Raw genomic sequence first — 25656 nt, 5'->3', positions numbered from 1 at the left:
TCATCCGATCATCACCTTTCGGATATAATTCGAGGTGAATTCGATGACCAATATGGAGATCACGATCACGATTACAATCAGGCTGGCTGCGTTGTAATCCAGATTCTTATAGTACAGATTGAACAGGAACCCCACGCCGGTACCGGTCAGAATGCCGATCAGCGTCGCATTGCGGATGTTCGTTTCGATCATGAACAGGATCCAGCTGATGAGCTGGGGCAGGGCAGCCGGGATGACGGATTGGAAAATGATGGAGATATAACCGGCCCCGGTTGCCCGCAGCGCTTCCGCCGAATGGCTTCCCGTCTCATCGATGGACTCCAGAAAGGCGCGGGTCAAAAACCCGAACGAGCCGAAGAACAAAGCGAAATAACCGGTCATCACGTTTTGCCCGAAGGAAAACAGAAGGATCATCGACCACGCGGTGACATCGATATTCCGGAATATGGTTGCGATCGAACGGCTGGCCAGCTTAATCCCGGCATGGACGCCGATCGTCTGGGAGCCCAATAGGGCGAAGACGAGCGCAAACACCGAAGCGACGGTTGAAGCGGCGATGGACATCAGCAGCGTTTCCACGAGCGTACGGAGAACGTCGGGAAACTTGGCCAGAGATTCGGCATTGGGATAAAAATGGGTGACGCCCCAAACCAATGCGCCCGGGATGGAACTCACCCCCTGGACGAAATCATACTGGGTCAGCACGGCCGCAGCATAAGTTACAAGCAGGAGCAGCCCCCAAAACAAATACGCATGCCTTCGTTTGGCCGTAAAGTAATCAACCTGCTTGCGTCTCGCCTTGATCAGCACGCTGCTCTCTCCTCTCGCTTCCGTAAACTCGCTCGAGCTCTTCGGATGTCATTTTTCCCGGCGTTCCGTTGTAGACGATCTTCCCTTGATTGACCCCGATGATCCGGTCGGAATATTTCAGGGCCGTCTCCACCTGATGCAGATTGACGATGACGGTGATGCCCAGGTTCGTGGAGATATGCCGCAAATGATCCATGATCACTTTAGATGCATTCGGGTCCAGGGAAGCGATCGGCTCATCACAGAGGAGCATTTTGGGCCCCTGGATCAGCGCCCTGGCGATGCCGACCCGCTGCTTCTGTCCCCCGCTGAGCTGGTCGCAGCGCTTGTAGACCTGCTCTTCCAGGCCGAGAATGCCGAGAATTTGGTATGCCTGCTGCTTCTCCTCTTCCCGGTACAGACCCAGCATGCCGGCAATCGTGGACTTGTAGCCGAGCCTGCCGTGCAGGACATTTTCCATCACGCTCAGCCGGTCAACCAGATTGTAGTGCTGAAAAATCATGCCGATGCTCGTTCGCAGCCGCTTTAGCTCGTTCTTGCGAAATTCCAGGACATTCCTGCCTTCAATGCATATTTCTCCGCTGCTGGCATCAATCATCCGGTTAATGCAGCGGAGCAGCGTCGATTTCCCGGCCCCCGAGGGGCCGATGATGGATACGAATTCCCCACTCCTTACCGAAAAGCTTACATCCGTTAATGCCCGTGTTTCAGACCCATACTGCTTGGACACATGCTTGAATTCCAATAACGCAGTCATCGTACACCTCCAGGCGGTTTGGTATGGAGTTCATATGCCGGCAGCCGGTTATTTGGACAGCTCGCGAATCGGTTCGAACCAGGCGTCGTCGACCGGCAGGAACCGTTCATTACCACTCTCTTGCTTGAACAGCCCGCTGTCTTTAGAATCTTTGGGAAGGAAAATTTTCGGATTATGCGTCACGTCATCGGAAGTAAACGCCTCGGTAATCTTCTTCTGATCTTCCTCGCTGACCGTTTTCGTGTTCGCCACAAATGGGGAGTTAAGGACCGGCGTTACCGAAATCACGACAAACTCTTTTCCCGAGAGCGTATTGAAAGGTTCAGCGGCGCCATCCTTTACTTTATAGACGGCCCCGGGTTTGTTGGCCGTTCCGTCCGCCAGCTCAACGTAATTGGAAACGCACGTATCGCAAAACGCGGCGACGTCCGCCTTGCCGGTCAGCAGATTCACCGCCGAACCCTGATGGGAGCCGCCAAACAGAACGTCGCTGAAAAATTTATCTTTGCCGCCCTGCATCAAATCGTCTTCCTTCAGGTCCTTGTACTTGTCCATCTTTCCAAAATAGCTGATGATGCCGGCAGACGGCACCTTGAATCCCGAGGTCGAGCTGTTGGAAACAAAGGAGAACTTTTTCCCCGGAAGAGGGTCAAGCTTAAAACCGTCCCCGCTTTTAAACTCACCTTCATCGCCTTTCCTGACGTTCAGCCAGGAATAATATACGGCGTCATCCAGCGTACCCGATTCCCCGCTGTTGGTGAACAGCGGCTTCACGTCCTCGGTCTTGTTTCTTGCTTCTACATAACCCTGAGGGCCCATATAGGCCAGGTCCGCGCTTCCGCTCGCAATCGCCTCGATCGCGATGTTGTAATCGGTCGTCATCTTGTGCTCCACTTTTTTGCCGGTAGCCTGCTCCACGATCTTTCCGACCTCGTCGCGCGCATCCTTCAAATCCGCTGCGGATTCGTTCGGATACCATACGATCGTCAGGGTGTCCTTGTCCTTCGAGCCGCCAACGTTCAGGCCTAATGAAGCTGCGCCTGAAGAACATCCGGCAGTGGTCACGGCCAATATCAGCATCAAGAGAAGTGAAATCGATCTTTTCATGGTTTCAGCGCCCCTTTTTCCTTGGATAATGGGATACAATTTTAGGATGAAGATGAACAGTCAGCAGAAGATTAACGGGGTAACAAGTTTGTGTAAGAAAAACGTCTCTCGCCGTACCTTCAAAGTAGACAGACCGCGTTTTAGCGGAAGTCTTTCTTGAGAGATCAGGAAGCCAAGGCTCCGAAACTTATACTTTCTGATCTCTTAAGAAACGACCCGCCGCTTCCGGCGTGCCGCCTTCATGAAACCGGCCGTCCTGCATATGGTATTGGCGGCTGCACAAGCCCTCCATAAATTCCAAGTCGTGAAAGATCCCGAGCATCGTCGTTCCTTCGTGCATCAGCTGCTCGATCAGCGTCTTCACCTTGACCTTGGAAGCATGGTCCAGACTCGCGGTCGGCTCGTCAAGAAGGAGCAGTCTGGGACGCTTCACCATCGCTCTGGCGATGTTGAGACGCAGCTTTTCCCCTCCGGAGAACGTGGCGGGATAGCTGTCGCGAAGCTTGGAATCCAGCTCAAAATGATCGAGCATGCGCTCTGTCTCCCCGGCCGCCTGCTGCGGATCCTTGCCCATTTCCAGCAAAGCCTGCGTGACCAGCTCCCGGGCCGTCGTCCGCGGCATGACGTTCAGAAACTGCGATACGTAGCCAATCTCCCGCTTCCGGAGGTCGATCATCACCCGGTCCGGCGCGGAGGCCAGATCGACTTCACCATAGGCTGCCGATTGGTACCGGATGGTCCCTTTCTGGGGGAGATAGGTCCGGTAAATACAGCGGAGGACGGTCGACTTCCCGCTTCCGCTTTTGCCCGTAATGCCGATAAATTCGCCTTCGTTCACATGCAGGCTGACGTCTGCGGCCGCCTCGATCTGCTGATCCAGGTTATACAGAGTGAACGTTTTGGACAAGTGTTCGATCGTGAGCAGACTGTTCAATCCCTTTACCCCCTTCATGATCCCTGTAATGGGTTCTCTGAATGAGCTTTCCGTCCACAAATACGGCCGTAATGACCGGGAAATCCCCATCGATCTTTTCGATCAGGATCAGATCCGCTTTTTTTCCCTCGCGCACCGAGCCGATTTCGTGGTCCAGATTGACCGCCCGCGCGGGATGAAGCGTCACCAGCCGGAACATGTCGGCCAGATCCTGCCCGCAGCGGTCCACAAGGAAAAATACCGCGTGAAGCAGCGCCGCCGGATAATAATCGCTGCACAAAATGTCGATGCTCTTCTCCTGGATCGCTTCGGCTGCGGACAAGTTCCCGCTGTGCGAGCCGCCCAGGATAACGTTCGGCGCACCGGCCACGGTGTACATGCCCTGCTGTTTGGCCCGCCGGGCAATCTCCAGCGTAATCGGAAACTCGCTGATCGTCGCGCCGAAGCCCTGGACGAGCTCCAGCTTATCGAGCGAGTCGTCATCATGCGAAGCGACCGCGATTCCGGCTTCCCGCGCCAGTCCGGCAATTTCGCGGATGCCTTCGATCGTCATTTTCTCCTTGCTCTGGTGCCTCCGGATCAACTCGTCGATCCCCTCGTCGGTCATATCGTCATAGCCCTTCACCGTGGCCTTGTAAATCTCCAGATCCCGGTATTGCCCTTGGCCGGGGGTATGATCCATAAACGAAACGAGGTGAACCTTCTTTTCGGCAATGTAGTTTCTGAGATTGTCCACCTCCAGCAGGTTATCGATTTCAAACCTTGCGTGAAAACGGTGGCGTACCAAATGCTGGCTCGTATGCGATTCCTCGATCAGCTCCAGCAGCTTGCGCACGTTGTCCGGCTCGCGGATCGGGCGGTATTTGTACTCCGACCCCCTGAAAATGGACAAGGAATGAAACATCGTCGTAATGCCGTGCGTGATCAGCTCTTTTTCCGTTTCCCGGAGGCTCAAACGAAAATCCATCAGCGATGTCGGCCTCGGGGCAGCCATATGCTCGATGTAATCGGAATGAATGTCGATGAACCCCGGAGACAGATACCCGCCTGCGGCATCCAAGACCTCCGTTTGCGTATCCACAGCAATGACGCCTTGCGGGGCGATTCTGCCGATGCGGTCCCCCTGAATGAGCAGGTCGTATCCGCTCAGAACCCCTTCCTCCGTAATGATCCGTGCGTTCGTTATGAGAAACAAAGGCGATTCCTCCTTCGAAAATAAGCTAAAGCAGGGAATGGACCAGCTGCTGGGTATAAGCCTCCTGCGGGTCCTCCAAAATTTGATCGGTCAAGCCCTCCTCCACGACTCGCCCGTCCAGCATGACCAGCGTCCGGTCGGCGAGCATGCGGACCACGCCGAGGTCATGGGAGACGAGCACGATGCTGATGCCAAGCTCCCTTTGCAGCGCCTTGATCAGATCCAGAACGCTGGCCTGAACGGACAGATCGAGGCCGGTGGTCACTTCATCGAGCAGCAGCACCGGGGGACGGTTCGACAACGCTTTGGCAATCTGGACACGCTGCTGCATTCCCCCGGAAAAATGCTTGGGCGCTTCCTTGATGCGGTGAATCGGAATATGGACCTTTTCCAGCAGTTCCATGCCGCGCGTCTCCATCTCGGAAACACGGCGGCTGCCCGCCGCGATCATTTTCTCCGCGATGTTGCCGATGGAGGTGAAATCCATCCGCAAACCGAGCATCGGGTTCTGGTACACTTTTCCCATGAGGTGATTCCGGATGTAACGCTTCTGCTGCGTCGACTCCGCAAACAGGTTGCGCGAACCGTCTTTGTAAGCCTGAAGATAGACCTCGCCACTCGTCGCCTCCTGGTCAAAATACAGACACCTCATCATGGTGGACTTTCCGCTGCCGCTTTCCCCCACCACCCCGATGATTTCTCCCGGGTACAGGTCAAACGACACGTCCTGGCAGGAGTACACGGTATGGCAGACGGTACAAAAGTTTTTGTAAAGCTTCCGGCTGCCTGGATTCATGCACTGCGGGCAGCCTGGCCCGAACTGCTTGTTTAAATGTTGTACGGAAATCATCGGTTGTTCCGACTGGATCATCGGCTTTCAGCACCTTCCCGCCAGGATTGTTCATTCATCCGCTCCAAACAGTAGCTCGTATCATTGCATTGAAAATAAGCCGTGCCGCTGACGTCGTCGTACAATTCATCCATGAACACGCCGGTGGATCCGCACAGCCTGCAGGACCTGTCTTCAAAAGACTCCGTTTCAAACGGGTAGTCCTCAAAATCAAGAGATACGACTTTGGTGTAAGGCGGCACCGCGTAAATCTTCTTTTCCCGTCCGGCCCCGAGCAGAATGAGCGCTTCGGAAGCATTCAGCTTGGCATTGTCGAATTTGGGAATCGGGCTCGGTGCCATCACATAACGGTCATGGACCATTACCGGGTGGTCCGCGCCGGTCGTCATGCTGCCGTAATTCATGATTTGCTCGAACAGCATGAGCCAGGCGCCGCTGTATTCTTTTTCGGCGTGCAGCTTCTTCGTTTCGGCTTCCCGCGGTTCATACATCCGCAGCGGTTCCGGCATCGGCACCTGCAGCACCAAAATTTGACCCGCCCGAAGCGGAATCTCCGGAATGCGGTGCCTGGATTGAATCAGCGTCGCCTGCGCCGTCTCATCTGTGGTCCGGATATCCGTCGTGTTCTGGACCAGCTTCTTGATACTGACGGCATTGACGGATTCATCGGAGCCTTGGTCAATGACCTTGACTATATCGTCTCGGCCGACCAATGATAGGGTGAGCTGCAGCCCGCCGGTTCCCCATCCCCTGGCAATCGGCATTTCCCGGGAGGCAAAAGGAACCTGGTACCCCGGAATGGCGATCGCCTTCAGCGTCGCTCTGCGGATTTCCCTTTTGGAGCCTTCGTCGAAAAACGCGAAATTGTAATTTATTTGCATATTTCCTCCACCTCCTCCTTTTCGCCCGCCCTGGACGCTGCCGCTCCCATCTTTGTTTTCCGCACGTCGTTCATTTTGGACTGGAAGGTGACGTAATGCGGCAGCTTCAAGTGGGACATGAAACCGGTGGATTCCACGGAATCGATATGGTACAGCACAAACTCCTGATCCTGGGTCGGAAAACGGCTGTCTCCCTGTTCCAGGCTGTGATCCAGAATGCCCATGGCAATCGCCTTGGTCTCGTTTTGTCCGTAGCAGAGCCCGTAACCGATCTCAAAGGACAATTCCTTCCCGCCCTGCTCCTTCGCCACCGCGGCAGACATGAGCATTTCCGCCTCCGTTACCTTGATTTCGCCGATATAATAGCTATCCTCATCATCTGAACCAGACCCGAGCGGATCGTCGATGCAAACCGGCACGCTCCCGACCCGCAGCTCGCCGACGGTGGGATGCAATGCGCCGTATCCGCGGATAACCGCGTAGGCGAGCGAGGTTACCGTCCCGGTCTGGCCCCGGGTCAGCACCTGCAGCTTTTGGCTGCGGCTGGCCGGAAACGTAATGCTTTTGCGCGTCACATCATCGGGTTCGGTGTTGTCGTCTGCCGGGCTGATCATGAGCCCCTGCTCGATCAAATAGTCCATGACCTTCATCAGCTCCGGCGGGCGGCCTGCCTCGTTCACACTTCCAAGATCATCCGCAAACGCCTTCAGCCACCGGGCGGCATCCTCATCCGTTTCATGCATCAAGTCAAAATCCAGCAGCCGGTGGCTGTAATCGACCGAAGCGCCAAGAATTTGCCCGCCCGGAATATCCTTGAAGCTGGCGGAGATCCGCCGCTCCACCCTCATTTCGCGCGTGTGCACCGCTCTGGAATAGTGCTTTCGGGGAAGCGTGGAGCGGTAGGCTCTCAGCAGAAACACCGCCTCCTCCGGGCTTCCTTCCGCCTGCTTGATGGCCAGCGCCGCCAACGTTTCGTCGTACAGGCTGCTCTCCGACATGATCTGGTCGATCAGCCCTCTCATCCCGCCTTCGATGCGGCTCACGTCCAGAACCTTCCCCTGCTTGATCCGTTCGAATTTGATCCGCTTCAACGATTCCTCGATGGCAAGCGTTCCGCCTTTTACCGCTACATATCCCATAGCAGCACCTCCCTCTCCTCGATTCGCGACGTCCGGGGCAGGCACAGCAGCTTGTTATTTTTGTCAACGACCAGCATGTCGATTCCCAGGGGATACTCCGCGTTTTTCTCCGCCCGCGCCTCCAGCCATCCGGGAGTCAGCGGAATCCGGACAAAGCTTTCATCCTCGATGCCTGGCCCTTTGAGGCTGAGCTCAAAGTCTTCGGACAGTTCCCCCGACTCCACGATCACGGTGGCAGAGGCGTGCGGGTCGGCCAACGTACCGACTTTGGCACCCTGCAGAGCCTTGAGCAGATCCCCTTCACCCGCGTCGTGCAGGACAAAAATGTAATCCGCCTTCTCCGGCTCCGTCCGTTTGGCGAAGGTCAGCTGGTTCAGGAGCCCCGTAAGCTCCGCTTCCCGCTGTGAGCAGATGCAGAACGTCACCTCCGTATCCAGCAGCATCAATGCGAGCACCCAGGTGACGGGCAGACCTCCCCACTGGCCATCGGCCTTGTCCGCTTCCACCGTCAGATCCGAAATCAAGCCGGGTCTCGACATGGACTCCACCACTTTGCGGTAAGCGCGCTGTATATCATGCACTGCGTCGAAGTTCATCGCTCTCTCCCCCTCTAATCCACATCCATCGTTTCAAAATCGACCTTCGTTTTGGCGATCGCGGCGAAAGCCTGGCTGCGCATGGCATCGATCCGGGCTTCTTCATCCAGCAGCGCCTGATCCCATCCCCGGGTCTCCTCCAACCCCGCCTGATATGCCGCGTCGATCAGCGCGAGCTGGTAGGCCAGCTCATGGTCATGCCCTTTGACCAAGCCGATGCCCATGCTGCCTTCGACCTGCACCTTGCATTCGCTCACCAGCACTTCCCCCAGATAGAACAAGCTTCTCTTGGCGGTCTCTCTCACTTTGACCATAACCAGTCCCTGGCTTGGCTGCTCGACCAGCTTCACTTCATAACGGTCAGCAATGACCTGAGCCATACGGGCGGCGAGTTCTCTTGCGCCTTCAATCAGAATTTCAGTCCGTTGTTTTCGTTTCATCCATTCCGGGCCTCCCTGCATCTTTTAGAGGTTGTTCAAAAAGTCCGCTTTTGAACACGCACCTTTAGAGCTCGTACGTAAAGTAGTCGCTCCGGTACATAATTCTCGTATATTCCAGCGGCTTGTTCGTCTGGCTGTCCAGACAGCCGGTCTCCACCACGAGCATTGGAATGAGGCTGGTGCAGGCAAGCAGCTCCCTTTCTTTCCTGCCGGGATAGGTCACGCTGAGCAGCGTCTTCATCGACTCGAACCCCGTATACCCTTTTCCCCGGTAGTAATCGAACATCGAGGTAATGTCCCGGCCTGTCCGCCCGATGTCCGGAAACATCGACTCCGACACATACGACGCGTGAATCGCAATCGGACGGTTGTCAATGAGACGGAGCCTGCCGATCCGGAACACCCTCTCTTCCGGCTGCGCTTCAAGCGCTTTATACACTTTGTGGTTATACTCGATGGGATCGCAAAAAATGTTGCGTGACTGATAATCATATCCCATGTGGATCATCTTCCGGCTGAAGCTTTCGCCTCCCGAGAAGAGGAGCGGGATGCGCTGATGCTGGTCGCGGACAAAGCTGCCCTTCCCCTGCCTGGAGTAAACATATCCCAGGTCCTGCAGCTTCTCATAAGCTTTCCGGGCAGTCATGCGTGGCACTTTGAACAGCCTGGCCAAGTCGTTCTCCGACGGCAGCTTGTCATCCGCCTCATAGATCCCTGCCTCCATATCGGCTATGAGCTTATCCATGATCTCCATTTCGTCATGCATCCCTTCTGCTCACCCTCCTCTGCTTAAACCCCATACTTACGGATAAAGGAAGCCGTATCGTTCAGTTCTTCAAACCGCTCCTGGATGACCTCCCGCGGCCAATCCCACCAGGCGATCTGCAGGAGCTTCGAGACGACATCCTCCGAAAATCTCATTCGGACCGGTTTGGCCGTAACGCCGACCACAATCGCATACGGTTCGACGTCCTTGGTGACGATAGCTCCGGATCCGATCACTGCTCCGGTGCCGATATGGACGCCCTTCATGATAATCGCGCCGTGACCGATCCAGACATCATGACCGACCGTTACCCGGTTGCCCCGCCGCCGATTGAAGATCGCCTCGTCATCGGTGGCAGCAAAACCGTAATCCCTTCTCCGGTAAGTCATGTGATGCTGCGTAACCCGCTCCATGGGATGGTCCACCGGGTTGATGCATACATGCGAAGCAATCGACGTATATTTGCCGATTTCGGTGTAGTTGATCGTTACGTCGTCCATAGTATAGGTGTAGTCCCCGATGTGGGATTCGATGATTTGATTGCCTGGACCGACGGAGGTCCAGGATCCGAACGTGCTGTGAAGAATATGCGCGCTTTCGTGAATGTCAGGCTCCGGGCTCAGCCGTTTATTTTCCGCTGGGCGATGAATTGAATGCTTTTGCATACATGCTCCCCCTTACTTCGGTCTTCGCTTCTTGAGCTCTTGGACGCAGGAAATGCCCGGATCTTTGCTTCCCAGCCGGACCTCCCTCTCCCCGTAGAACCCGTGGAAGTCGGAGCCTCCGGTCATGACGAGATCGTAACGGCGCGCATATTCCATAGCCCGTTCCTCGTCCTCGGCATCATGCAGCGAATGCCATACTTCGATCCCCTGAAGTCCCATGCCCACCAGCTCGCGGACATATTCAAAGTTGCCGTACTGGCCCGGATGGGCCAGAACCGGCACCCCGCCGGCCTGGATGACGGCCTCAATAGCGTCACGGGCATGAAGGTAGTCCAGCCGGACGTAAGCCATGCCGGGCTCCTCTCCATTTCCTCCGCGGGAAAACAATTTTTTGTACAGCTCACCATATATCGTTTTGGCATAGCCATTGTCGATCAGCGCGTGCATAATGTGCTGCTTGTATACGCCGGTCCCCCCATCCGCATACCGCGAAACCTGGTCCCAGGTGATGCTGTACCCCGCCTCAATCAGGCGTTCAACCATCACACGGGAGGCTTCATGCCGCTTGTGGATCATCGGGGTGCATAACTGCTCCAGAGCCGGATGCCCCGGCTCGATGAAATAGCCCAGGATATGAACCCTCCTGCTTCTTTCCATGTCATAGGCCGATATTTCGATCCCCGGGATCATGTCAAGGCCAAGCTCTCTTCCCCGTTCCAACATGGCGACAAGGCCTTTCGTCGTATCGTGGTTCGTAACCGCCAGCACGCTTATGTTCTCTTTCAAGGCCGCTTCGGCTAATTGCTCAAATGAATACGAACCGTCCGAAATGGTCGTATGACAATGCAGTTCCGTCTTGATCGCTCAGCACCACCTTATCTTGGATAAGCAGACAACCGCTGCCACAACCGATGATTTACGCCCGCTGTATCGCTTCGGCTGTCTGTAGTGACAGTCTAACTTGGTGCCAAGTTACAAGGGTTAATGCACGGTAAAGCTTCTGTAAAAAAAACGCCGCAACCGTAAATTTTGCCGCACTTCTAGCTTTTTCGCACAAAAAAACCCACATTGTGGGGACAGTGCTGCAATATTAATTTTCAGGCATTTTGCGGTACATCGAATACAGCCATACGAAAAAAGCCTGCCTCTTGGCAGATCGGGTTCCGATCCATAAGAGACAGGCTTACAGACAGTACAATATGGTTATTGCGGGTTGGTCGTCCAGATGCCGGCCGATTTCACGAATACGCGCTGCGGCAGCTTCAGCGTGGCAAGCGCCAGCTCGGCTACGTCTTCCGGCTGCATCATGCGGTCCTCGTCGCCGATCTTCAGGTTGTTATCGCGGGCCAGCGCCGTATTGACGGTGCTTGGCGTCAGCGCAACGACGCGGATGTTGTTCTTGCGCACTTCCTGAAGCAGCGATTCCGTCAGCCCCATGACCGCGAATTTGGACGCGCAGTATGCGGAGCCCGTGGCAAAGCCCTTTTCCCCGGCCGTGGAGGAAATGTTGATGATACTGCCGCTGTTCTGCCCCACCATGTCCGGCAGGACAGCCCGGGACATGTAATATGTACCCATCAGGTTCACTTGGATGATTTGTTCCCACTGCGCCGGATCCATTTCGAGTACGGTCCCGAACGAAGCGATTCCCGCATTATTGATCAGCATATCGATCGTGCCGAGTTCCGCCTTAAGCGCACTCACCGCGCTTTCCGCTTCCTCCCGTTTCGATACGTCCGCCGCTGCGACGGCCACACGGATGCCGTGTTCGCCGGACAGCGAAGCCTTCAGCGACTCCAAATCGGAGGCGGTACGGGAGATGAGGCCAAGATTTACGCCTTCTTTGGCCAGCAGCTCAGCGATCGCCAGGCCGATTCCTTTGCCCGCACCGGTAATGACCGCCGTTTTTCCTTGCAGATCCATCAAACTCATCATGTTCTCTCCGTTTCTGTTTGAATTTTTTGGGGACGATGCCTCACTTGGGCATCTCCCTGTATAGAATTAGCCGCAAATAGCCCCGGAACCTTCGTTCCGAGGCAAAATCCCGCAAAGCGTGCTCTCCGAAGCACAACTTCATGCTTTACAGAATACGATGACCTTAACTATTTGACCGCAACGAAAAACAGCCGCTGCGCCTCGTCGTCCGCTTCCACCCACTCAAAGTCGGCATAGGTCTGCACGTCGCGGAATCCGGCCTTGAGCAGCTCGCTCTTCATCCATTTCGGATCATAGCCCCGCTGCACATGCACTTCTTCAAAGCGCCGGTACAAATCGCTGTCTTCTTCCTTCGCAAAGATGCTCAAATGATGCTCGATTTCGCACCGCGGCGCATCCAGATCGCAGGTCCAAATGTACGAAACCGACTTGTCGTCCCATACGAACGGCTGCTCCTCGTCATAGCGGATGATCGTATTCGGATGATGCACGTCAAACACGAAGATCCCTTTTTCCTTCAGCCCGTTATAGGTCTGTCTAAAGGTCGCGACGATATCAGCTTCTTCCAGCAGGTAGCTGATACAGTCACAAAATGAAATGACCGCATCGACAGGCTCGGGCAGCTCCCAGGCGCGCATATCCTGCTGCACCCAGCGGATGGAGCCTTCCCGGAAGAGGCGGCTGCCCTGCGGCGTCTTCTCCATTTTCCGTCTTGCTATGGACAGCATGTCCGCCGACAGGTCGATCCCTGTCACTTCGAACCCCGAGTTCACAAGTGGAATGGTGATGCTGCCCGTGCCGCAACCCAGTTCTACCACACTTTTCGGCATGCCGTATTTTTCCCAGGCCTGTCTTGCAAACCTGAGCCAATCGGGATACGGCATATCTTCCATCAGTTCATCGTAAACATATGCAAATTTTCTGTAAGAGGACATGATGACACCGCACTTTCTGTTAACGTTCCGAAAATCCTCCCAGCCCTATTAGGACGGATCGGCGTTCCCGCCCGTTTCCGGTTTGGAATCTTCCGGCTGAACCAGATAAGTCCAGTTCTCCTTCTGCGTGATAAGACCTTCCTTCATCAATTTGCCGAGTGCGCGCTTGAATGCCGACTTGCTGATGCCGAAGCGCTGCTTGATAATGTCCGGAGGCGTCGCATCCGAATACGGCATGCCTCCGTTCGGACGTTCCTTCAGGAACGTCAGCAGGCGGTCGGCATCCAGATCCCGGCCTACTTCCTTGCGCTGAGCCATGGACAGGTTGACGCGTCCATCCTCACGAATGTGGCTGACCCGCACCTGCAGCTCTTCGCCCAAACGCAGCATGCGGGTTCGCTCCGAGGAGTGGATCATGCCGATGGCGCCGAAGCCGAGCACTCCCCCGTCCACGATCACGAACGTTCCCATCTGCAGCGGGCGGTACACCGTCGCGGTGAACCACTGGTTTACCCAGGACTGCGGCGCGTGGAATGCATGCTGCGACAGCTCCTGTTCGCCGGCCAGCTTCGCGCGCAGCCGTCCCTGCTTGTCATGCTCCATGATAACGAACACCGAGTCTCCGACCCGTGGATGAAGCTCTCTCATTTCCGGGAGCTCGCGGATCGGCAGCAGCAGCTGCCGGCCAAGCCCCATTTCGAGAAAGCATCCCAGCCGAGGATGCACGTCCGCCACAACGAGTTTCGCCATCTCGCCCAGGGTCAAATACGGCTTTTTCATCGTTGCCGCCAGCCGGTCTTCCGTATCGTAAAAAATAAACACTTCCACGCGCTCGCCCGGCTCAATCTTCCGGGTCAGCTCCGTGTAATGGAGCAGGACATCCTGTCCGCCGGCATCGAGAAAATAGCCGTAAGGCGATACTTCGCGTATCACCTCATAAGTTTGAATCGTTCCTGCAATCGGACTCATACGGTTTCCACGACCTTGGCATCCGACCACAGGCGTTCGATGTTGTAATAATCCCGTTCATCCCGGTGGAAAATGTGCACGATCACGTCGCCCAGGTCCATCAGCACCCAGCGGGCGGAATCCAATCCTTCCACACCGCGGATATCGAGGCCCGCTTCATGCACGCGCTTGCGGATTTCGGTCGCGATCGACTGGACCTGGGTATCCGAGTTGCCGTGACAGATGACGAAATAATCGGATATGAGGGAAATTCCCCGCAGGTCGAGCGCCACGACGTTCATGGCTTTTTTATCTTCAGCGGCAGCCACGGCCAAGTTTAACAATTCTTCAGGTTTCAAGGTCATACATTCGCCTCCAACTGTTTAATAAGATCATTGCGGGCAAATACGGTCAGCGGGTAAATGATCTGACGGCGGGAGATAAGCAGGCTGATCGTGGAGTCCAGTCCGGCGATCAATCCCTCTTCAAGGCTATGGTTGGCCAGTTCCCGGATATTATTCACGCCCGGAAAATCCCTTCCCGGTTCGATGTAATCCGCCAGGCACACGACCTTGTCCAGCAGGGTCATGCCGATGCGGCCGGAAGTGTGATACCGGATCGCATCCAAAATTTCGGGATCGGTAATGCCGTAATCCCGTTCCGCTACAAAAGCACCCACTTCGGCATGCCAGAGCGGCTTATCGTAAAACAGCAGATCCTTGGACAAATCGTTTTCCTTAATGATCGCTTCCATTTGCTTCACCGGCCAGTACTTGGCCACGTCGTGCAGAATCGCCGCCGTTTCGGCCTTAACGGGGTCTGCCCCGTAACGCTCCGCGAGCATGACCGCAGATTGCATGACGCCCTCCGTATGCTGCCAGCGCATGGCAGGCATTTGTCCCGACACGGCTTTAATCAGTTCTTCGCGGCTGAATGCCATACATTCCCCTCCTTCTGATATAGTCGTAGACACTGTCTGTTACCATATAACGAATGGAGTGTCCGGTGGCCAGTCTTTCCCGGATTTCGGTCGACGAGATGTCCACCTGGGGCATGTCGGCCAGAAGGATTTTCCCCTTTAAATAAGCGGGGAGCGCGTCCAAGTTCAGCGTGGAGCCCGGACGCCCGACACCGATAAAGCTCATCAGCTCCACCAGTTCCTCGATGCCCTCCCACTTCGGCAAATAATTGACCATATCGGCACCGATAATGAAATGAAATTCGATGTTCTCAAACGAGCTGCGGATTTCCTTGACCGTGTCGATCGTATATGAAACGCCGCCTCTTCTGATTTCGATATCGAGGGTCCGGAAGCAGGGATGGTCCGCAATCGCTTCGGCGACCATGCCGAGACGCTGTTCGCCGGTAGCTCCCGCCTGTTCCTTATGGGGCGGAATATGACTGGGCATAAACCAAACCTCGTCCAGTCCGAACGTGTCCCGGGCCGCCTCGGCAGCGAGCAGATGTCCGATGTGGATCGGATCAAAGGTACCTCCCATGATACCTACCTTCATGCTGATCCCTCCCGGTTATGGCAATTCAATCTGCTTATGATCTTTGGATTCTTTATATAAAATAATCGTGCTGCCGATGACCTGCACCAGTTCGGAGCCCGATTTTTCGGCCAATTCCTCGGCAATCTCGTGCTTGTCTTCCAAGCAGTTATTGAGAACGCTGACCTTCATCAGCTCTCTCTTCTCGATCGCCTCGACGATATGACGGATTAACTGGTCATTGGTTCCGCCCTTGCCAACCTGAAAAATCGGGTCCAAATGATGCGCCTGGGACCGGAGATAGCGTTTTTGCTTACCTGTTAACATAAAATGTCAAAACTCCTTAATCTTCAATGTACAATTCGATAATCATGTTTCCTTCATGCTGGCCAGAACCGCGCTGCGCATCGCCTCTACCGGGGCGGGCAGGCCGGTCCAGTACTCCAGGGCAAATGCTCCCTGATTCACAAACATGCCGAGACCGCCATGAATGACGCAGCCTTTCTTCTCGCAGTCGGCTAGCAGCCGGGTCTTGAGCGGATTATAGATCAGGTCGCTGACCACGATTCCCGGAGGGATCCGATCGGGATCGAGCGGTGTTCCGTCCATATGCGGATGCATGCCGACCGATGTCGTATTAATGATCACGTCAACTTCACTGAGCATGCCGGGAACGCCGTCCATGGCCATCCCGCGAATGTCCGCCAGCTCTTTCCATTCGGCCGCCAGCGCCTGGGCTTTATCGGCCGTCCGGTTGGCGACGTAAATCCGGTCCGGATGCTCCAGCGTCAGAGCGTATACAATACCTCGGGAGGCTCCCCCGGCTCCAAGCACCAGAATGTTTTTGCCTTTCAGCTCGGCGATGGCCTCCTCCTTCAGGGAACGGACGTAACCTATACCGTCTGTATTATACCCCGTGAGGTGGCCTCCGTCATTCACGATCGTGTTGACGGCTCCGATCTTCAGGGCCGTTTCGTCCAGCTCGTTCAGGAACGGAATGACTTCCAGCTTGTGCGGAATCGTGACATTGATTCCCCGAAAGCCAAGCGCCTTGATTCCTTCCAAAGCCGTTCCTACCTGCTCCCGCGCTACCCGCATCGGGACATAGGCGCCCGGGATGCCGAGCGCGGCCAGCGCCGCCTTATGCATCACGGGCGATTTCGAATGGGCGATCGGATTCCCGATGACGCCCAGCAGCAGCTCCCCTGTATGTTTCAGTAACTCCGGTTTAGCCAAATTCATGGTTTCCCCTTTCCCTGCTCCCACCTGTCAGCTTGTTCAACGTTCTAAGGCAGCGTCAGATTAAAGAAGGCCTTGCCAGCACCTTGACTCCCCGCGGCGCATGAATAGCGCACAGGGCTCCCTGGTCGCTGTTCACTTTAACCCAGCCCAATCCGGAGACGAACAGATCCATGCGTGTTCCGCGCTTGATGCGGAATTCATGCCTCGTCCATTCCGGCAGCTTCCCGATGTTCTCCCGGTTCGGCGGAGACAGCAGCTCTCCGGCATGCTCCGCGTACAGCTCATCGGCACGCTCCAGCTTGGTGCGGTGTATGCCTACGCGGCTGCCGACAAAGCAGGTGAACGATTGGCGTTCACCCTGAATAAAGTCAAACCGCGCCATGGCTCCGAAAAACAGCGTCTGTCCTTCGTTCAGCTGGTAAACGGCCGGCTTCAACGGGTTGTCCGGCATGACGGCGCCCAGATCTTCCCGGGTGACGAGCTCGCTGTAACGCCAAGGGTATACGATCCCCGGCGTGTCGATCATAAAGCGGCCGTCGTCGAGCGGAATGTTGACCATATCCAGGGTCGTTCCCGGATAACGCGAAACGGTCAGCTCCTGCTCCAGATCGCTGTAGTCCCGAATCAGCCGGTTGATCAGCGTCGATTTGCCGACATTGGTTGCCCCCACCACATAGACGTCGCGGTCTCCGCGATAGGAGCCGACCGTATCCAGCAGCCGGTCGAAGCCCTGATTTTTCTTGGCGCTGCAAAGGACGATTTCTTCCGTCTTGAGGCCGTGCTCCTTGCATTGTTTCTGCACCCAATTGAGTACCTTGTTCCAGTTCGTCACTTTGGGCAGAAGGTCGATTTTGTTCACGGCAAGAATAACCGGATTGTTGCCGACAAACCGCTGCAGGCCTGAAATGAGGCTTCCTTCAAAATCGAACAGGTCTACAATATGAATAACGAGCGCGTTCTTCCCGCCGATTTGGCTTAGCAGACGCAGGAATTCATCCTGGTCGACGGCAACGGAAGAAGCCTCGTTGTAGTTTTTAATCCGGAAGCAGCGCTGGCAGATGACCGGATCCCGGTCCATCGCTTTCTCCGGGGTATACCCCGGAAGCTCAGGCTGCTCCGTTTGGATGGCAATACCGCAGCCGCTGCATTTTACGGCTTGACTGCCGTCTATCGGGTCTTTCATTGTTGGTGTTCCTCCTCCAGCCATAATCCCTTTTTCCGCAATCGTGCGAGCGCAATTTTCTCCAGACGCCGGTTCATGCGCGTACCCCAGCCTTCATCTTGAATGGAAATCGGGAGCACCAGCACGGTAAACAGGCCGAGCCGGTTGCCGCCGTACACGTCGGTCAGCATCTGGTCGCCGACCACGATCGTCTCCTCGCTCTTCAGGTCCATCATCTGCATGGCTTTCCGGAAAGGCGCGTTCGACGGCTTGCGGGCTTCATGGACAAACCGGATGTCCAGCGGGGTGGCAAAAGTCGATACTCTCGCCATTTGGTTATTGGATACGATGACAAGCTGGAATCCCGCCTTTTTCACCTTCTCGAACCAGGCGATCAGCTCGGGTGTGGCCAAGGGAGCCTTTGCACCCACCAGCGTATTGTCCAGATCCGTAATGATTCCACGGAATCCCTGCGAATACAGCCGCTCCAAATCCAGATCAAACACCGTTTTTACCTTCATTTTCGGGATAAGCATTTCAAACAAATTGATGTCACCTCAGTTTCATAGGACAAACTATACCATAATCTGCGTAGTTAGTAAAAAACTTATGTTCGCGCGAAACAAAAAAGAAAACGCCCGGAGGGCGCCTTCTATCAAGTCCGTTACGCTGCTTTCTTCGGTATCTTTTTCATCGCAGCTTTCAATTCCTTGGCATGGGCATGGACGCTTCTCCATTCCGATTCCGACACCGACGAAGGGCTGTAGCGCGCCTTCTCGAACAGCTGCAGCAGCGGCTCCAGGAAGGAACCGAGCGCCGGGGACCGTCCCTCCCAGCGGCTGACCGACTCCCGGAGCGTTTCGTCCGCGCCGCGTTTGAGCCCTCTTCGGCGCAGCTGCTTGATCCACCGTTCGGTCATGACGATCACCTTCTGGTCGGGAGACAGCTTCTGTCCCGTACGAAGGCGGAGCCATCCGAACCGGAGCTGGAGGCGATTCCGCCACAGCACATACACTGCAAAAGCTGCAAGGATGAGGAGGGAAGCGCCGTATACGATTTTGACCGCCGGTCCGCGATCCTCGCTTTGCGCTGCCGGTTGCGGCGACTGCTCAGGCTGGTCTTCCTCCACTTCAGGCTTTGCCTCCGGCTCGGCCTGATCTTGGGCTTGGGCGTCATGCGTGAGCAGCGGCATGCTGAAACCGGGGGTCGCTTCCACCGGAATCCAGCCGTACGGCCCGAAATAGACCTCGGCCCACGAGTGCGCGTCGGCATTGGTCACCGTATACACGCCGGAGTCCGAAGTGCCCTGCACGCCTTGGACCTGCACGTCGGCGCTGCTTCCCTGCACCTGGCCGGGAGCATACCCTTTGACCCACCGGGCCGGGATGCCGAGGGAACGGGCCATCATCACCATCGAAGTCGAGAAATAATCGCAGTATCCTTCCTTGATTTCAAACAGGAAGCTGTCGACGAAATCGCCGCTAACCTTTTTGGACAAGTCCGGTTCGTTCGTGTATGTGTAGTGCGTTGTTAAATAGTTTTGAAGCAGACCGATTTTTTCATACGGCGTTTCTCCGGAAGCCGTCACTTCTTCCGCGAGGTCGCGGGTCCGCTTCGGAAAATCGTTCGGCACCTGCAGATAGGCATCCTCGGTCCCTTGGGAGCCGTACAGGTCGGCGAACGACTTCAGGCGGATTTCATCCTCCGAAACGACCGGAACCTCGGACACCACCGTATAGGTTTCCGGATAACGGTCCCGCCTTGACTCAGCGGTCCAGCGCAGCTCCGATTGGGAGCTGTTCCAGCGGAGGCTGCCGGTATTCTTCCCGTCATCGATAAGCTCTACCTTGGACAGGTTATACGCACCGAACAAAACGGGATACTGATTGTCGCTCAGCATCGTAACCGTCTGTCTTACCGTCATCGAATCGCCGGCCGTCGGTTTCTCGCCGGAAAGCTCCGTATCCGCCTTCACCTCATCGGTCTCCCTGCCGGAATTGCGCTCGTCCCCCCAGCCATTGCCGGTATACAGCCGGCGGGTTTCCCCGCGCCAATAGCTTCGCTGGTCCGAGCTGATTTCCATCACCGGCGTATAGTCAAAATTGAACCCTCCGCCGAGCTTGGTATCGTTGCGGCTGTATCCCGAGGAAGTCCTCATTACCGATTCGCCCGGATCCCCGTCAACGCCAGCCGTGGCAGCCGTCTCGCCTTGGACGACCCAAGCCGTATAGGGATCAGTCAGGGATGGCGGCACTTCCGGCATGTTGACGCCGACCGCAAACACAAGCGAAAAAATGACCGCCACGTTCAGCAGCATTTTCAGCGGGTACTGCCGAAGATAACGCCAGCCATGCGGGTATTTCAGCTGGAAGCGGCGGAAGTGCTCGCTGACCAGCCAGCCGAGCGCCGCAAACACCGTCCACGCAACTTCCTTCCATAAATCGTACATGGTGAAGGAATCTAGGATGGAGAACGCCACGATCAGCATGCCAGCGAACACGAGGATTCTGCGCTGGTTGTTGACCAGCTTGGCGCTGAGCAGCAGCAGAATCCAAGCGCCTACGGCAAAGCCGAGGTACGGCAGCGCGGTGCCCGTAAACTGCTGGATCCGGTTCGGCAGGCTTCCTGCCGGAAAGTAAATCCAGTAAGCGATCAACTCCCGGTGAATGATGTATAGCACGGCGATGCCTTGCAGCACGTACCGGTAAATGCTTTTGATCGGCAGCACGATTTCGATCGCCGTGATGACCGTCACGCTAATCATGACAATGGCCGTCGTTTCGCTGTACCATATGTTGTTCATAAAGTAAATCCACTGCAGCGCCATAATCCACAACCACACCAGAGACAAGGTGCGGAAAAACGAGGTGCGCAGCGAATACAGCCAGTTGATCAAACCCTTCCACCCCCTAATGCAGCCGGCAGCTCACTCAGCGATTGAATGCTGCACGCAAAGGTTCCGCGGGATGCGAGCAACGCTCCCCATCCTTCCACGCCTTTGTCACGCCCGGAGCTGATCCGGATGTGCGAAGAGCTCATGCCCCGGGTCTCGGCCCAGCGCAGAATCTCCAGCACCTGCTGGCCACTGGCCGGCGAAATGAAAACGAGGAAGGCCCCTGCCGGGAGAAACCGTGCGTTCTGCTCCAGCTTCGGGAGCAGCTTGCCGTAACCGTCGGCGGACAGATCCACCAGATGATGCATCATCCGCTGGCGGTCTCCCTGCACGCTGCTTGGCGGAAACAATTTAAATGCGTCGCCGAGGGTAGCAAGGCCCATATTCATTCTGCCGCGCCCGCCATACTCGAGCAGTGATGCCGCCGTGGAAACGGCCAGCTCAAACTGCGCGTCGGAACCGTAATGAGCCTTCGTAGCGTCAAGCAGAAGCATCGTTTTCGGGACGGAATCGTACTCGAATTCCTTGGACTTCCACTGACCGGTCTTCGCGGTGGCGTTCCAGTGAATCCGTGAAATCCGGTCCCCGTACACATAATCGCGGACGCCGTTAATCTGAGTCGTTTCTTTGCGTGAAGCCGCCGAGGCGGTCTGCGGTCCCGCAAGCGGGGAATTCCGGTCGAACAGCTTCCAGGCGGGGATAAACACGGTTCGGGGCATCACGCGAAACTGGCCGGGCACATGAAAACGGCCTTTATGCTCGATAAAGCCGAAGATATCCTCACTGACGCATTCCGTCTCGGTAAAATAATATCTTCCCCGCTCCAGCGGCGGCGTCTGGAACATCAGCGTACCGCTGCCCCTGTAATTGGGAATGACGCTTTCCTCGAACGACCAGGAATCGCCATTATGCCGCTTCATGACTTCACGGATGATGATATAGGGCATCGGAAGAAATCCCGGAATCGAGAAATGGAGCCTGACCTTGATCTGCTCGCCGGCGTGAAGCACGGTGCCTTGTCCCCTTTCGGTGGACAGCTGGCGCGTTCCCCGGGTCAGCCGGACGCAGCTGATGCCAAGCACGATCAAATACAGCACGATGACGCTGATCATGACAAACAGCATCAGGGACGTCTTGCCCCCCTGAAACAGAACATAAAACAGGCTGGCGACCCATACGAGCAGCACGGCCCAATACCTAGGGGTTTTGAGTCCGGATCGGATACCGGTTAACAGCCTTGTCATCATTTATCGCTCCATCGCCACAGGCACATGCACCTGCTGAAGGATGTTTTTCAGAACGGATTCCGGACTGACGTTATCCAGCCGGGACTCCGGACGAAGGATGATACGGTGGGCGAGAACATAAGGAGCGAGCGTCTTGATATCGTCCGGAAGGACGTACTCCCGCTGCTGCAGGAAAGCGAATGCCTTAACCGCGTTCAGGAACGACAGGGAAGCGCGCGGGCTGGCTCCGAGCAGGACGGAGGCATGCTCCCGGGTGCGGCGGACGATGCTCAGCAGATAGTCCGTCACCGCCTCGTCGATATAAATGCTGCGGATTTCATGCTGCATCTCCGCGATCTGATCCATGTTGGTCACCGGCGTCAGCCGGTCGACCGGCTGGCCCTGCTTGTGCTGGTACAGCAGGCTTTTTTCCGTAGCCGCGTCGGGGTAGCCGAGGCTGATCTTCATCATAAAACGGTCAAGCTGCGCTTCGGGCAGCATGTAAGTGCCTTCAAAGTCGATCGGGTTCTGGGTAGCGCACAGCATGAACGGACGGGGAAGCTCATACGTTTCGCCGTCCACCGTCACGTTGCGCTCTTCCATGACCTCAAGCAGGGCCGACTGGGTCTTGGTCGTGGCACGGTTGATCTCGTCGGCCAGAAGAATGTTGGTCATCACCGGACCCGGACGGAAGTAGAACCGCTCCTCGCGGGGGTGAAACACCGAAACGCCGGTAATATCGCTCGGCAGAATGTCCGGGTTGCACTGGACACGCCGGTAATCGCCGCTCATGGACCGGGCGAGTGCCTTGATGAGCTGCGTCTTCCCCGTTCCGGGTACATCTTCGATCAGAACATGCCCTTCGGCAAGCAGAGTGGTTAGAAGGAGCTGTATTTCAAATGATTTTCCCAATATGCAAGATTCGAGATTGGATCTTACTGCTGCAATAATATGAAGAAATTCGCTGCGTACGGGCATATCAGTTCCTCCTAGAATTCGTAATCAATGAACATGCTCGCAGATGCGTTCACTGGTAAATCGATAACATCGTAAAATAGCTGAATACATTAGGTATAGATTGAACTAAAGTTTTGCATTTAACTTCCTGTTAGCACGGCCCAATAGTGGCCTATAACATTCATTTCTTTAGTTCATTCGATATAAGTATATATTTTACATTGTACATGAAGGAAGAACAGAAAGTATATTGGGCACATTTCCTAAAATCGTCGTATACCCCCACATACCCGCCGAAATGAACAGCAAAACACCCCGGAATACACAATTCCGGGGTGTTTATTCAGGCTTTCCATTTTAGTTTAAGCAAAGAAATGCAAACGGCGGATTTTTGGAGTTACCCGCGAGGACGGACGAACAGCGCGGCGATAAACGAAAAGATAATCGCCGCTGATATCCCCGCGCTGGTGACCTCGAAGATGCCTGTCACAACCCCGATCCAGCCGTCCCTCTGAAGCTCCGACAGCGCCCCGTGAACAAGCGAGCTGCCGAAGCTGGTAATGGGAACGGAAGCGCCGGCACCGGCAAATTTGACGAGGGGATCGTACCAGCCGAGACCGTCTGCCACCGCTCCCGCCACCACCAGCGTGCTCATCGTATGCGCCGGCGTCATCTTGAACAAATCCATCATGAGCTGGCCGATGACACAAATCAGACCGCCGATAATAAACGCCCATAAAAACTGCATTGGTTAATCCTCCATTTCCAGCGCCACGGCGTGGGCGATGCACGGGATGCTCTCTCCCTGCTGAACCGATAAAGGGGAGTGCAGCGAGCCGGTCGCCACGACCAGCACTTTATGTAATTCGTGTTGTAACATCCGTTTGACCAAATGGCCGTAGGTCACCGCCGCCGAGCAGCCGCAGCCGCTTCCGCCAGCCAGGACGGCCTTCTGCTTCTCACGGTTATAAATCATGAGCCCGCAATCTCCGAATTTCGTCTCGTCCATCCGGTAGCCTTGCTTCTCCAGCAGCTCCTTTGCAATCGGCAGACCGACGGAAGCCAGATCGCCGGTCACAACCAAGTCATAATAATCGGGAGACAGCCCCGTATCCCGGAAATGCGCGGCGATCGTATCGGCAGCGGCGGGCGCCATCGCGGCGCCCATATTGAACGGATCTTTGACCCCCAGGTCCATGATCCTGCCGATCGTCGCCCTGGCGATCCTCGGGCCGGCTTGGCCCTGCCCGCCTTTGGCGATGACGCCGCAGCCGGCCCCGGTAACTGTGTATTGGGCGGTCGGCGGCTTCTGCGAGCCGTATTCAGTCGGATACCGAAACTGCTTCTCGGCCGTGCAGTTATGGCTGCCGGTTCCGGCCATCACCCGTTCCGCGGCCCCCGTGTCGACCATCAGGGCTGAAATTGCCAGGCTTTCCATGGACGTCGAGCAAGCCCCGAATACACCCAGGTATGGCACGCCAAGCTTGCGGGCGGAGAACGTGCTGCTGATGATCTGATTCATTAGGTCCCCGCCTACGTAGAACTGGATCTGTTCCTTGTCCAGTCCCGACTTGATGACAGCCAGCTGGGCCGCCTGCTCCAGCAGCCTGCGCTCCGCCTTCTCCCATGTCTTCTCATTGATCTCGAGATTGTCGTACACATAATCGAAATCGGGAGACAGCGGGCCCTGTCCCTCATCGGGACCGACGACGGCGGCGCTTCCGATCAGAACGGGCCTGGTGTCAAACTCCCAGGTCTGGCCGGTCAGCTTCATGGCTGATGCACTCCCTCAATACCGAAGATAGCGTAGACGAGTCCCACGACGAAGGCGGCGACGGTTCCGAACACGATTACGGAGCCGGCGAGCTTGAACATGCTGGCTCCTACGCCAAGGACGTAGCCTTCCGCTTTATGCTCAAGCGCTGCGGAGCACATGGAGTTGGCGAAGCCTGTAACCGGTACCGCCGTACCCGCTCCGGCCCACTGGGCGATTTTGTCGTACACGCCAAAGCTTGTCAGGATGACCGATATGATAATGAGCACCGCAACGGTCGGATTGCCCGCTTCTTTGACCGTCATGTCGAACCAGCTCATGAACGCCCGCTGAATCGCTTGTCCGATCAGACAAATCAAACCTCCGACCACAAAAGCATTTACACAGTTTTTGAATGTGCTGCGCGAAGGAGAATGCTTTTTGCTGATGGATTTGTATTCCTCGGGTGTCAAGGAATCGATCTTGAATCCGGTTCCCCTGTTCTTCGTATTGGCAGGCATTACAGGCACCTCCTATTCATCATTCCTTTTCATTATTTGTCATTTGCAGGAGAGTTATGTATATGATGAGAAGGTGTGCAGCAAACAGCGCCAGGCAGCCGGGCGCTCATGTTTAAACCTGGCGGCTGTTTAATGAGGGTTATCCATGGCAGGCGGATTATAATAAGAAAAGAAGCACAATGACCAGCAAAATCAACAATACGAGGATCAGGATGTTTTCTTGGCGGCGATCCATGTATATCGGTTCCATAACCAGGCTCCTTCCGGCTGACTTCAGGGCATCCGTCCAGGATATCCTATTCAACAGGTTCGCCATTTGTGCTTCTGCCGCCGATCGTGGACAATCGGATCAAGTGGGTTCATACTAGAATTGAAGTCAACTACTATAGAATGAACTAAAGAAATGAACGTTATAGGCCTCTATGGGGCCGTTATAACAGGAAGTTCAATG

Annotated in this window: 29 protein-coding genes; all 29 read right to left on the bottom strand. The window is 55.7% G+C overall.

What is annotated here, in order from left to right; translation table 11 throughout:
* A complete protein-coding gene (locus tag FHS19_RS09310; protein WP_246426608.1) occupies positions 1-807 on the bottom strand; it encodes a PhnE/PtxC family ABC transporter permease in 807 nt (268 codons plus the stop codon).
* Positions 779-1567 (bottom strand): phosphonate ABC transporter ATP-binding protein, encoded by a 789-nt coding sequence (gene phnC / locus FHS19_RS09305; protein ID WP_183581643.1) that lies wholly within the window; start codon positions 1565-1567, stop codon positions 779-781. The genes FHS19_RS09310 and phnC overlap by 29 nt, the downstream gene beginning before the upstream one ends.
* A 48-nt stretch (positions 1568-1615) precedes the next feature.
* Positions 1616-2674: a phosphate/phosphite/phosphonate ABC transporter substrate-binding protein gene (locus FHS19_RS09300; protein ID WP_183581642.1), complete on the bottom strand. Its 1059-nt coding sequence runs from the start codon at positions 2672-2674 to the stop codon at positions 1616-1618.
* A 187-nt stretch (positions 2675-2861) separates the two neighbouring features.
* Entirely contained in the window at positions 2862-3608 is a 747-nt protein-coding gene (locus FHS19_RS09295) for a phosphonate C-P lyase system protein PhnL (RefSeq protein WP_183581641.1), read from the bottom strand.
* The gene (gene phnM / locus FHS19_RS09290; RefSeq protein WP_312887244.1) at positions 3556-4842 is read right to left on the bottom strand and encodes a phosphonate metabolism protein PhnM; all 1287 of its coding nucleotides are present in this window, start codon (positions 4840-4842) and stop codon (positions 3556-3558) included. The genes FHS19_RS09295 and phnM overlap by 53 nt, the downstream gene beginning before the upstream one ends.
* On the bottom strand, positions 4829-5674 hold the full coding sequence (locus FHS19_RS09285; RefSeq protein ID WP_183581639.1) for an ATP-binding cassette domain-containing protein: 846 nt from the start codon (positions 5672-5674) through the stop codon (positions 4829-4831). Before FHS19_RS09285 ends, phnM begins: the two co-directional genes overlap by 14 nt.
* Positions 5671-6534, bottom strand: a complete 864-nt coding sequence (locus FHS19_RS09280) for an alpha-D-ribose 1-methylphosphonate 5-phosphate C-P-lyase PhnJ (RefSeq protein WP_183581638.1) — start codon at positions 6532-6534, stop codon at positions 5671-5673. Before FHS19_RS09280 ends, FHS19_RS09285 begins: the two co-directional genes overlap by 4 nt.
* Positions 6525-7673, bottom strand: coding sequence for a carbon-phosphorus lyase complex subunit PhnI (locus FHS19_RS09275; RefSeq protein ID WP_183581637.1), 1149 nt, complete (start codon positions 7671-7673; stop codon positions 6525-6527). The genes FHS19_RS09280 and FHS19_RS09275 overlap by 10 nt, the downstream gene beginning before the upstream one ends.
* On the bottom strand, positions 7661-8269 hold the full coding sequence (gene phnH / locus FHS19_RS09270) for a phosphonate C-P lyase system protein PhnH (RefSeq protein WP_183581636.1): 609 nt from the start codon (positions 8267-8269) through the stop codon (positions 7661-7663). The genes FHS19_RS09275 and phnH overlap by 13 nt, the downstream gene beginning before the upstream one ends.
* 14 nt (positions 8270-8283) lie before the next feature.
* The gene (gene phnG / locus FHS19_RS09265) at positions 8284-8709 is read right to left on the bottom strand and encodes a phosphonate C-P lyase system protein PhnG (RefSeq protein WP_183581635.1); all 426 of its coding nucleotides are present in this window, start codon (positions 8707-8709) and stop codon (positions 8284-8286) included.
* A gap of 64 nt (positions 8710-8773) precedes the next feature.
* Positions 8774-9475 carry a GntR family transcriptional regulator gene (locus FHS19_RS09260; protein WP_183581634.1) on the bottom strand — a complete coding sequence of 234 codons (702 nt, stop codon included), beginning with the start codon at positions 9473-9475 and terminating at the stop codon, positions 8774-8776.
* Between the two features lie 23 nt (positions 9476-9498).
* The gene (locus tag FHS19_RS09255; RefSeq protein WP_183581633.1) at positions 9499-10140 is read right to left on the bottom strand and encodes a DapH/DapD/GlmU-related protein; all 642 of its coding nucleotides are present in this window, start codon (positions 10138-10140) and stop codon (positions 9499-9501) included.
* A 12-nt stretch (positions 10141-10152) separates the two neighbouring features.
* Complete coding sequence (locus tag FHS19_RS09250) at positions 10153-11001, bottom strand: PHP domain-containing protein (RefSeq protein ID WP_183582864.1); 849 nt, start codon at positions 10999-11001, stop codon at positions 10153-10155.
* 342 nt (positions 11002-11343) lie between these two features.
* Positions 11344-12063, bottom strand: a complete 720-nt coding sequence (locus FHS19_RS09245; RefSeq protein WP_183582863.1) for a 3-ketoacyl-ACP reductase — start codon at positions 12061-12063, stop codon at positions 11344-11346.
* Positions 12064-12242: 179 nt separating this feature from the next.
* Entirely contained in the window at positions 12243-13010 is a 768-nt protein-coding gene (locus FHS19_RS09240) for a class I SAM-dependent DNA methyltransferase (protein ID WP_183581632.1), read from the bottom strand.
* Between the two features lie 48 nt (positions 13011-13058).
* The gene (locus FHS19_RS09235; protein ID WP_183581631.1) at positions 13059-13979 is read right to left on the bottom strand and encodes a CvfB family protein; all 921 of its coding nucleotides are present in this window, start codon (positions 13977-13979) and stop codon (positions 13059-13061) included.
* Entirely contained in the window at positions 13976-14323 is a 348-nt protein-coding gene (gene rsfS, locus FHS19_RS09230; RefSeq protein WP_183581630.1) for a ribosome silencing factor, read from the bottom strand. The genes FHS19_RS09235 and rsfS overlap by 4 nt, the downstream gene beginning before the upstream one ends.
* Entirely contained in the window at positions 14320-14898 is a 579-nt protein-coding gene (gene yqeK / locus FHS19_RS09225) for a bis(5'-nucleosyl)-tetraphosphatase (symmetrical) YqeK (protein WP_183581629.1), read from the bottom strand. Before yqeK ends, rsfS begins: the two co-directional genes overlap by 4 nt.
* On the bottom strand, positions 14870-15472 hold the full coding sequence (gene nadD, locus FHS19_RS09220; protein WP_116231571.1) for a nicotinate-nucleotide adenylyltransferase: 603 nt from the start codon (positions 15470-15472) through the stop codon (positions 14870-14872). Before nadD ends, yqeK begins: the two co-directional genes overlap by 29 nt.
* A gap of 15 nt (positions 15473-15487) precedes the next feature.
* A complete protein-coding gene (yhbY, locus tag FHS19_RS09215; protein WP_094598663.1) occupies positions 15488-15778 on the bottom strand; it encodes a ribosome assembly RNA-binding protein YhbY in 291 nt (96 codons plus the stop codon).
* Positions 15779-15820: 42 nt separating this feature from the next.
* Complete coding sequence (locus tag FHS19_RS09210; RefSeq protein ID WP_183581628.1) at positions 15821-16693, bottom strand: shikimate dehydrogenase; 873 nt, start codon at positions 16691-16693, stop codon at positions 15821-15823.
* A 55-nt stretch (positions 16694-16748) separates the two neighbouring features.
* Positions 16749-17876 (bottom strand): ribosome biogenesis GTPase YqeH, encoded by a 1128-nt coding sequence (yqeH, locus tag FHS19_RS09205; protein WP_183581627.1) that lies wholly within the window; start codon positions 17874-17876, stop codon positions 16749-16751.
* Positions 17873-18400, bottom strand: coding sequence for a YqeG family HAD IIIA-type phosphatase (locus FHS19_RS09200; protein ID WP_183581626.1), 528 nt, complete (start codon positions 18398-18400; stop codon positions 17873-17875). The genes yqeH and FHS19_RS09200 overlap by 4 nt, the downstream gene beginning before the upstream one ends.
* A gap of 119 nt (positions 18401-18519) precedes the next feature.
* Positions 18520-20751, bottom strand: coding sequence for a transglutaminase TgpA family protein (locus tag FHS19_RS09195; protein WP_246426532.1), 2232 nt, complete (start codon positions 20749-20751; stop codon positions 18520-18522).
* Positions 20748-21992: a DUF58 domain-containing protein gene (locus tag FHS19_RS09190; protein ID WP_183582861.1), complete on the bottom strand. Its 1245-nt coding sequence runs from the start codon at positions 21990-21992 to the stop codon at positions 20748-20750. Before FHS19_RS09190 ends, FHS19_RS09195 begins: the two co-directional genes overlap by 4 nt.
* 3 nt (positions 21993-21995) lie before the next feature.
* Positions 21996-22952, bottom strand: coding sequence for an AAA family ATPase (locus FHS19_RS09185; RefSeq protein ID WP_183581625.1), 957 nt, complete (start codon positions 22950-22952; stop codon positions 21996-21998).
* A 376-nt stretch (positions 22953-23328) separates the two neighbouring features.
* Positions 23329-23679 carry a stage V sporulation protein AE gene (spoVAE, locus tag FHS19_RS09180; protein WP_076169729.1) on the bottom strand — a complete coding sequence of 117 codons (351 nt, stop codon included), beginning with the start codon at positions 23677-23679 and terminating at the stop codon, positions 23329-23331.
* A gap of 3 nt (positions 23680-23682) precedes the next feature.
* Positions 23683-24705, bottom strand: a complete 1023-nt coding sequence (gene spoVAD / locus FHS19_RS09175) for a stage V sporulation protein AD (protein WP_183581624.1) — start codon at positions 24703-24705, stop codon at positions 23683-23685.
* Complete coding sequence (spoVAC, locus tag FHS19_RS09170) at positions 24702-25205, bottom strand: stage V sporulation protein AC (RefSeq protein ID WP_183581623.1); 504 nt, start codon at positions 25203-25205, stop codon at positions 24702-24704. Before spoVAC ends, spoVAD begins: the two co-directional genes overlap by 4 nt.
* Between the last annotated feature and the right edge of the window lie 451 nt (positions 25206-25656).

Origin of the sequence: Paenibacillus rhizosphaerae (assembly GCF_014192015.1) — a bacterium.
In the GTDB taxonomy this organism is placed as follows: domain Bacteria; phylum Bacillota; class Bacilli; order Paenibacillales; family Paenibacillaceae; genus Paenibacillus_AQ; species Paenibacillus_AQ rhizosphaerae.
The sequence above is the reverse complement of the archived record's forward strand: the minus strand, read 5'-3'. Positions and strand labels throughout refer to the sequence as shown.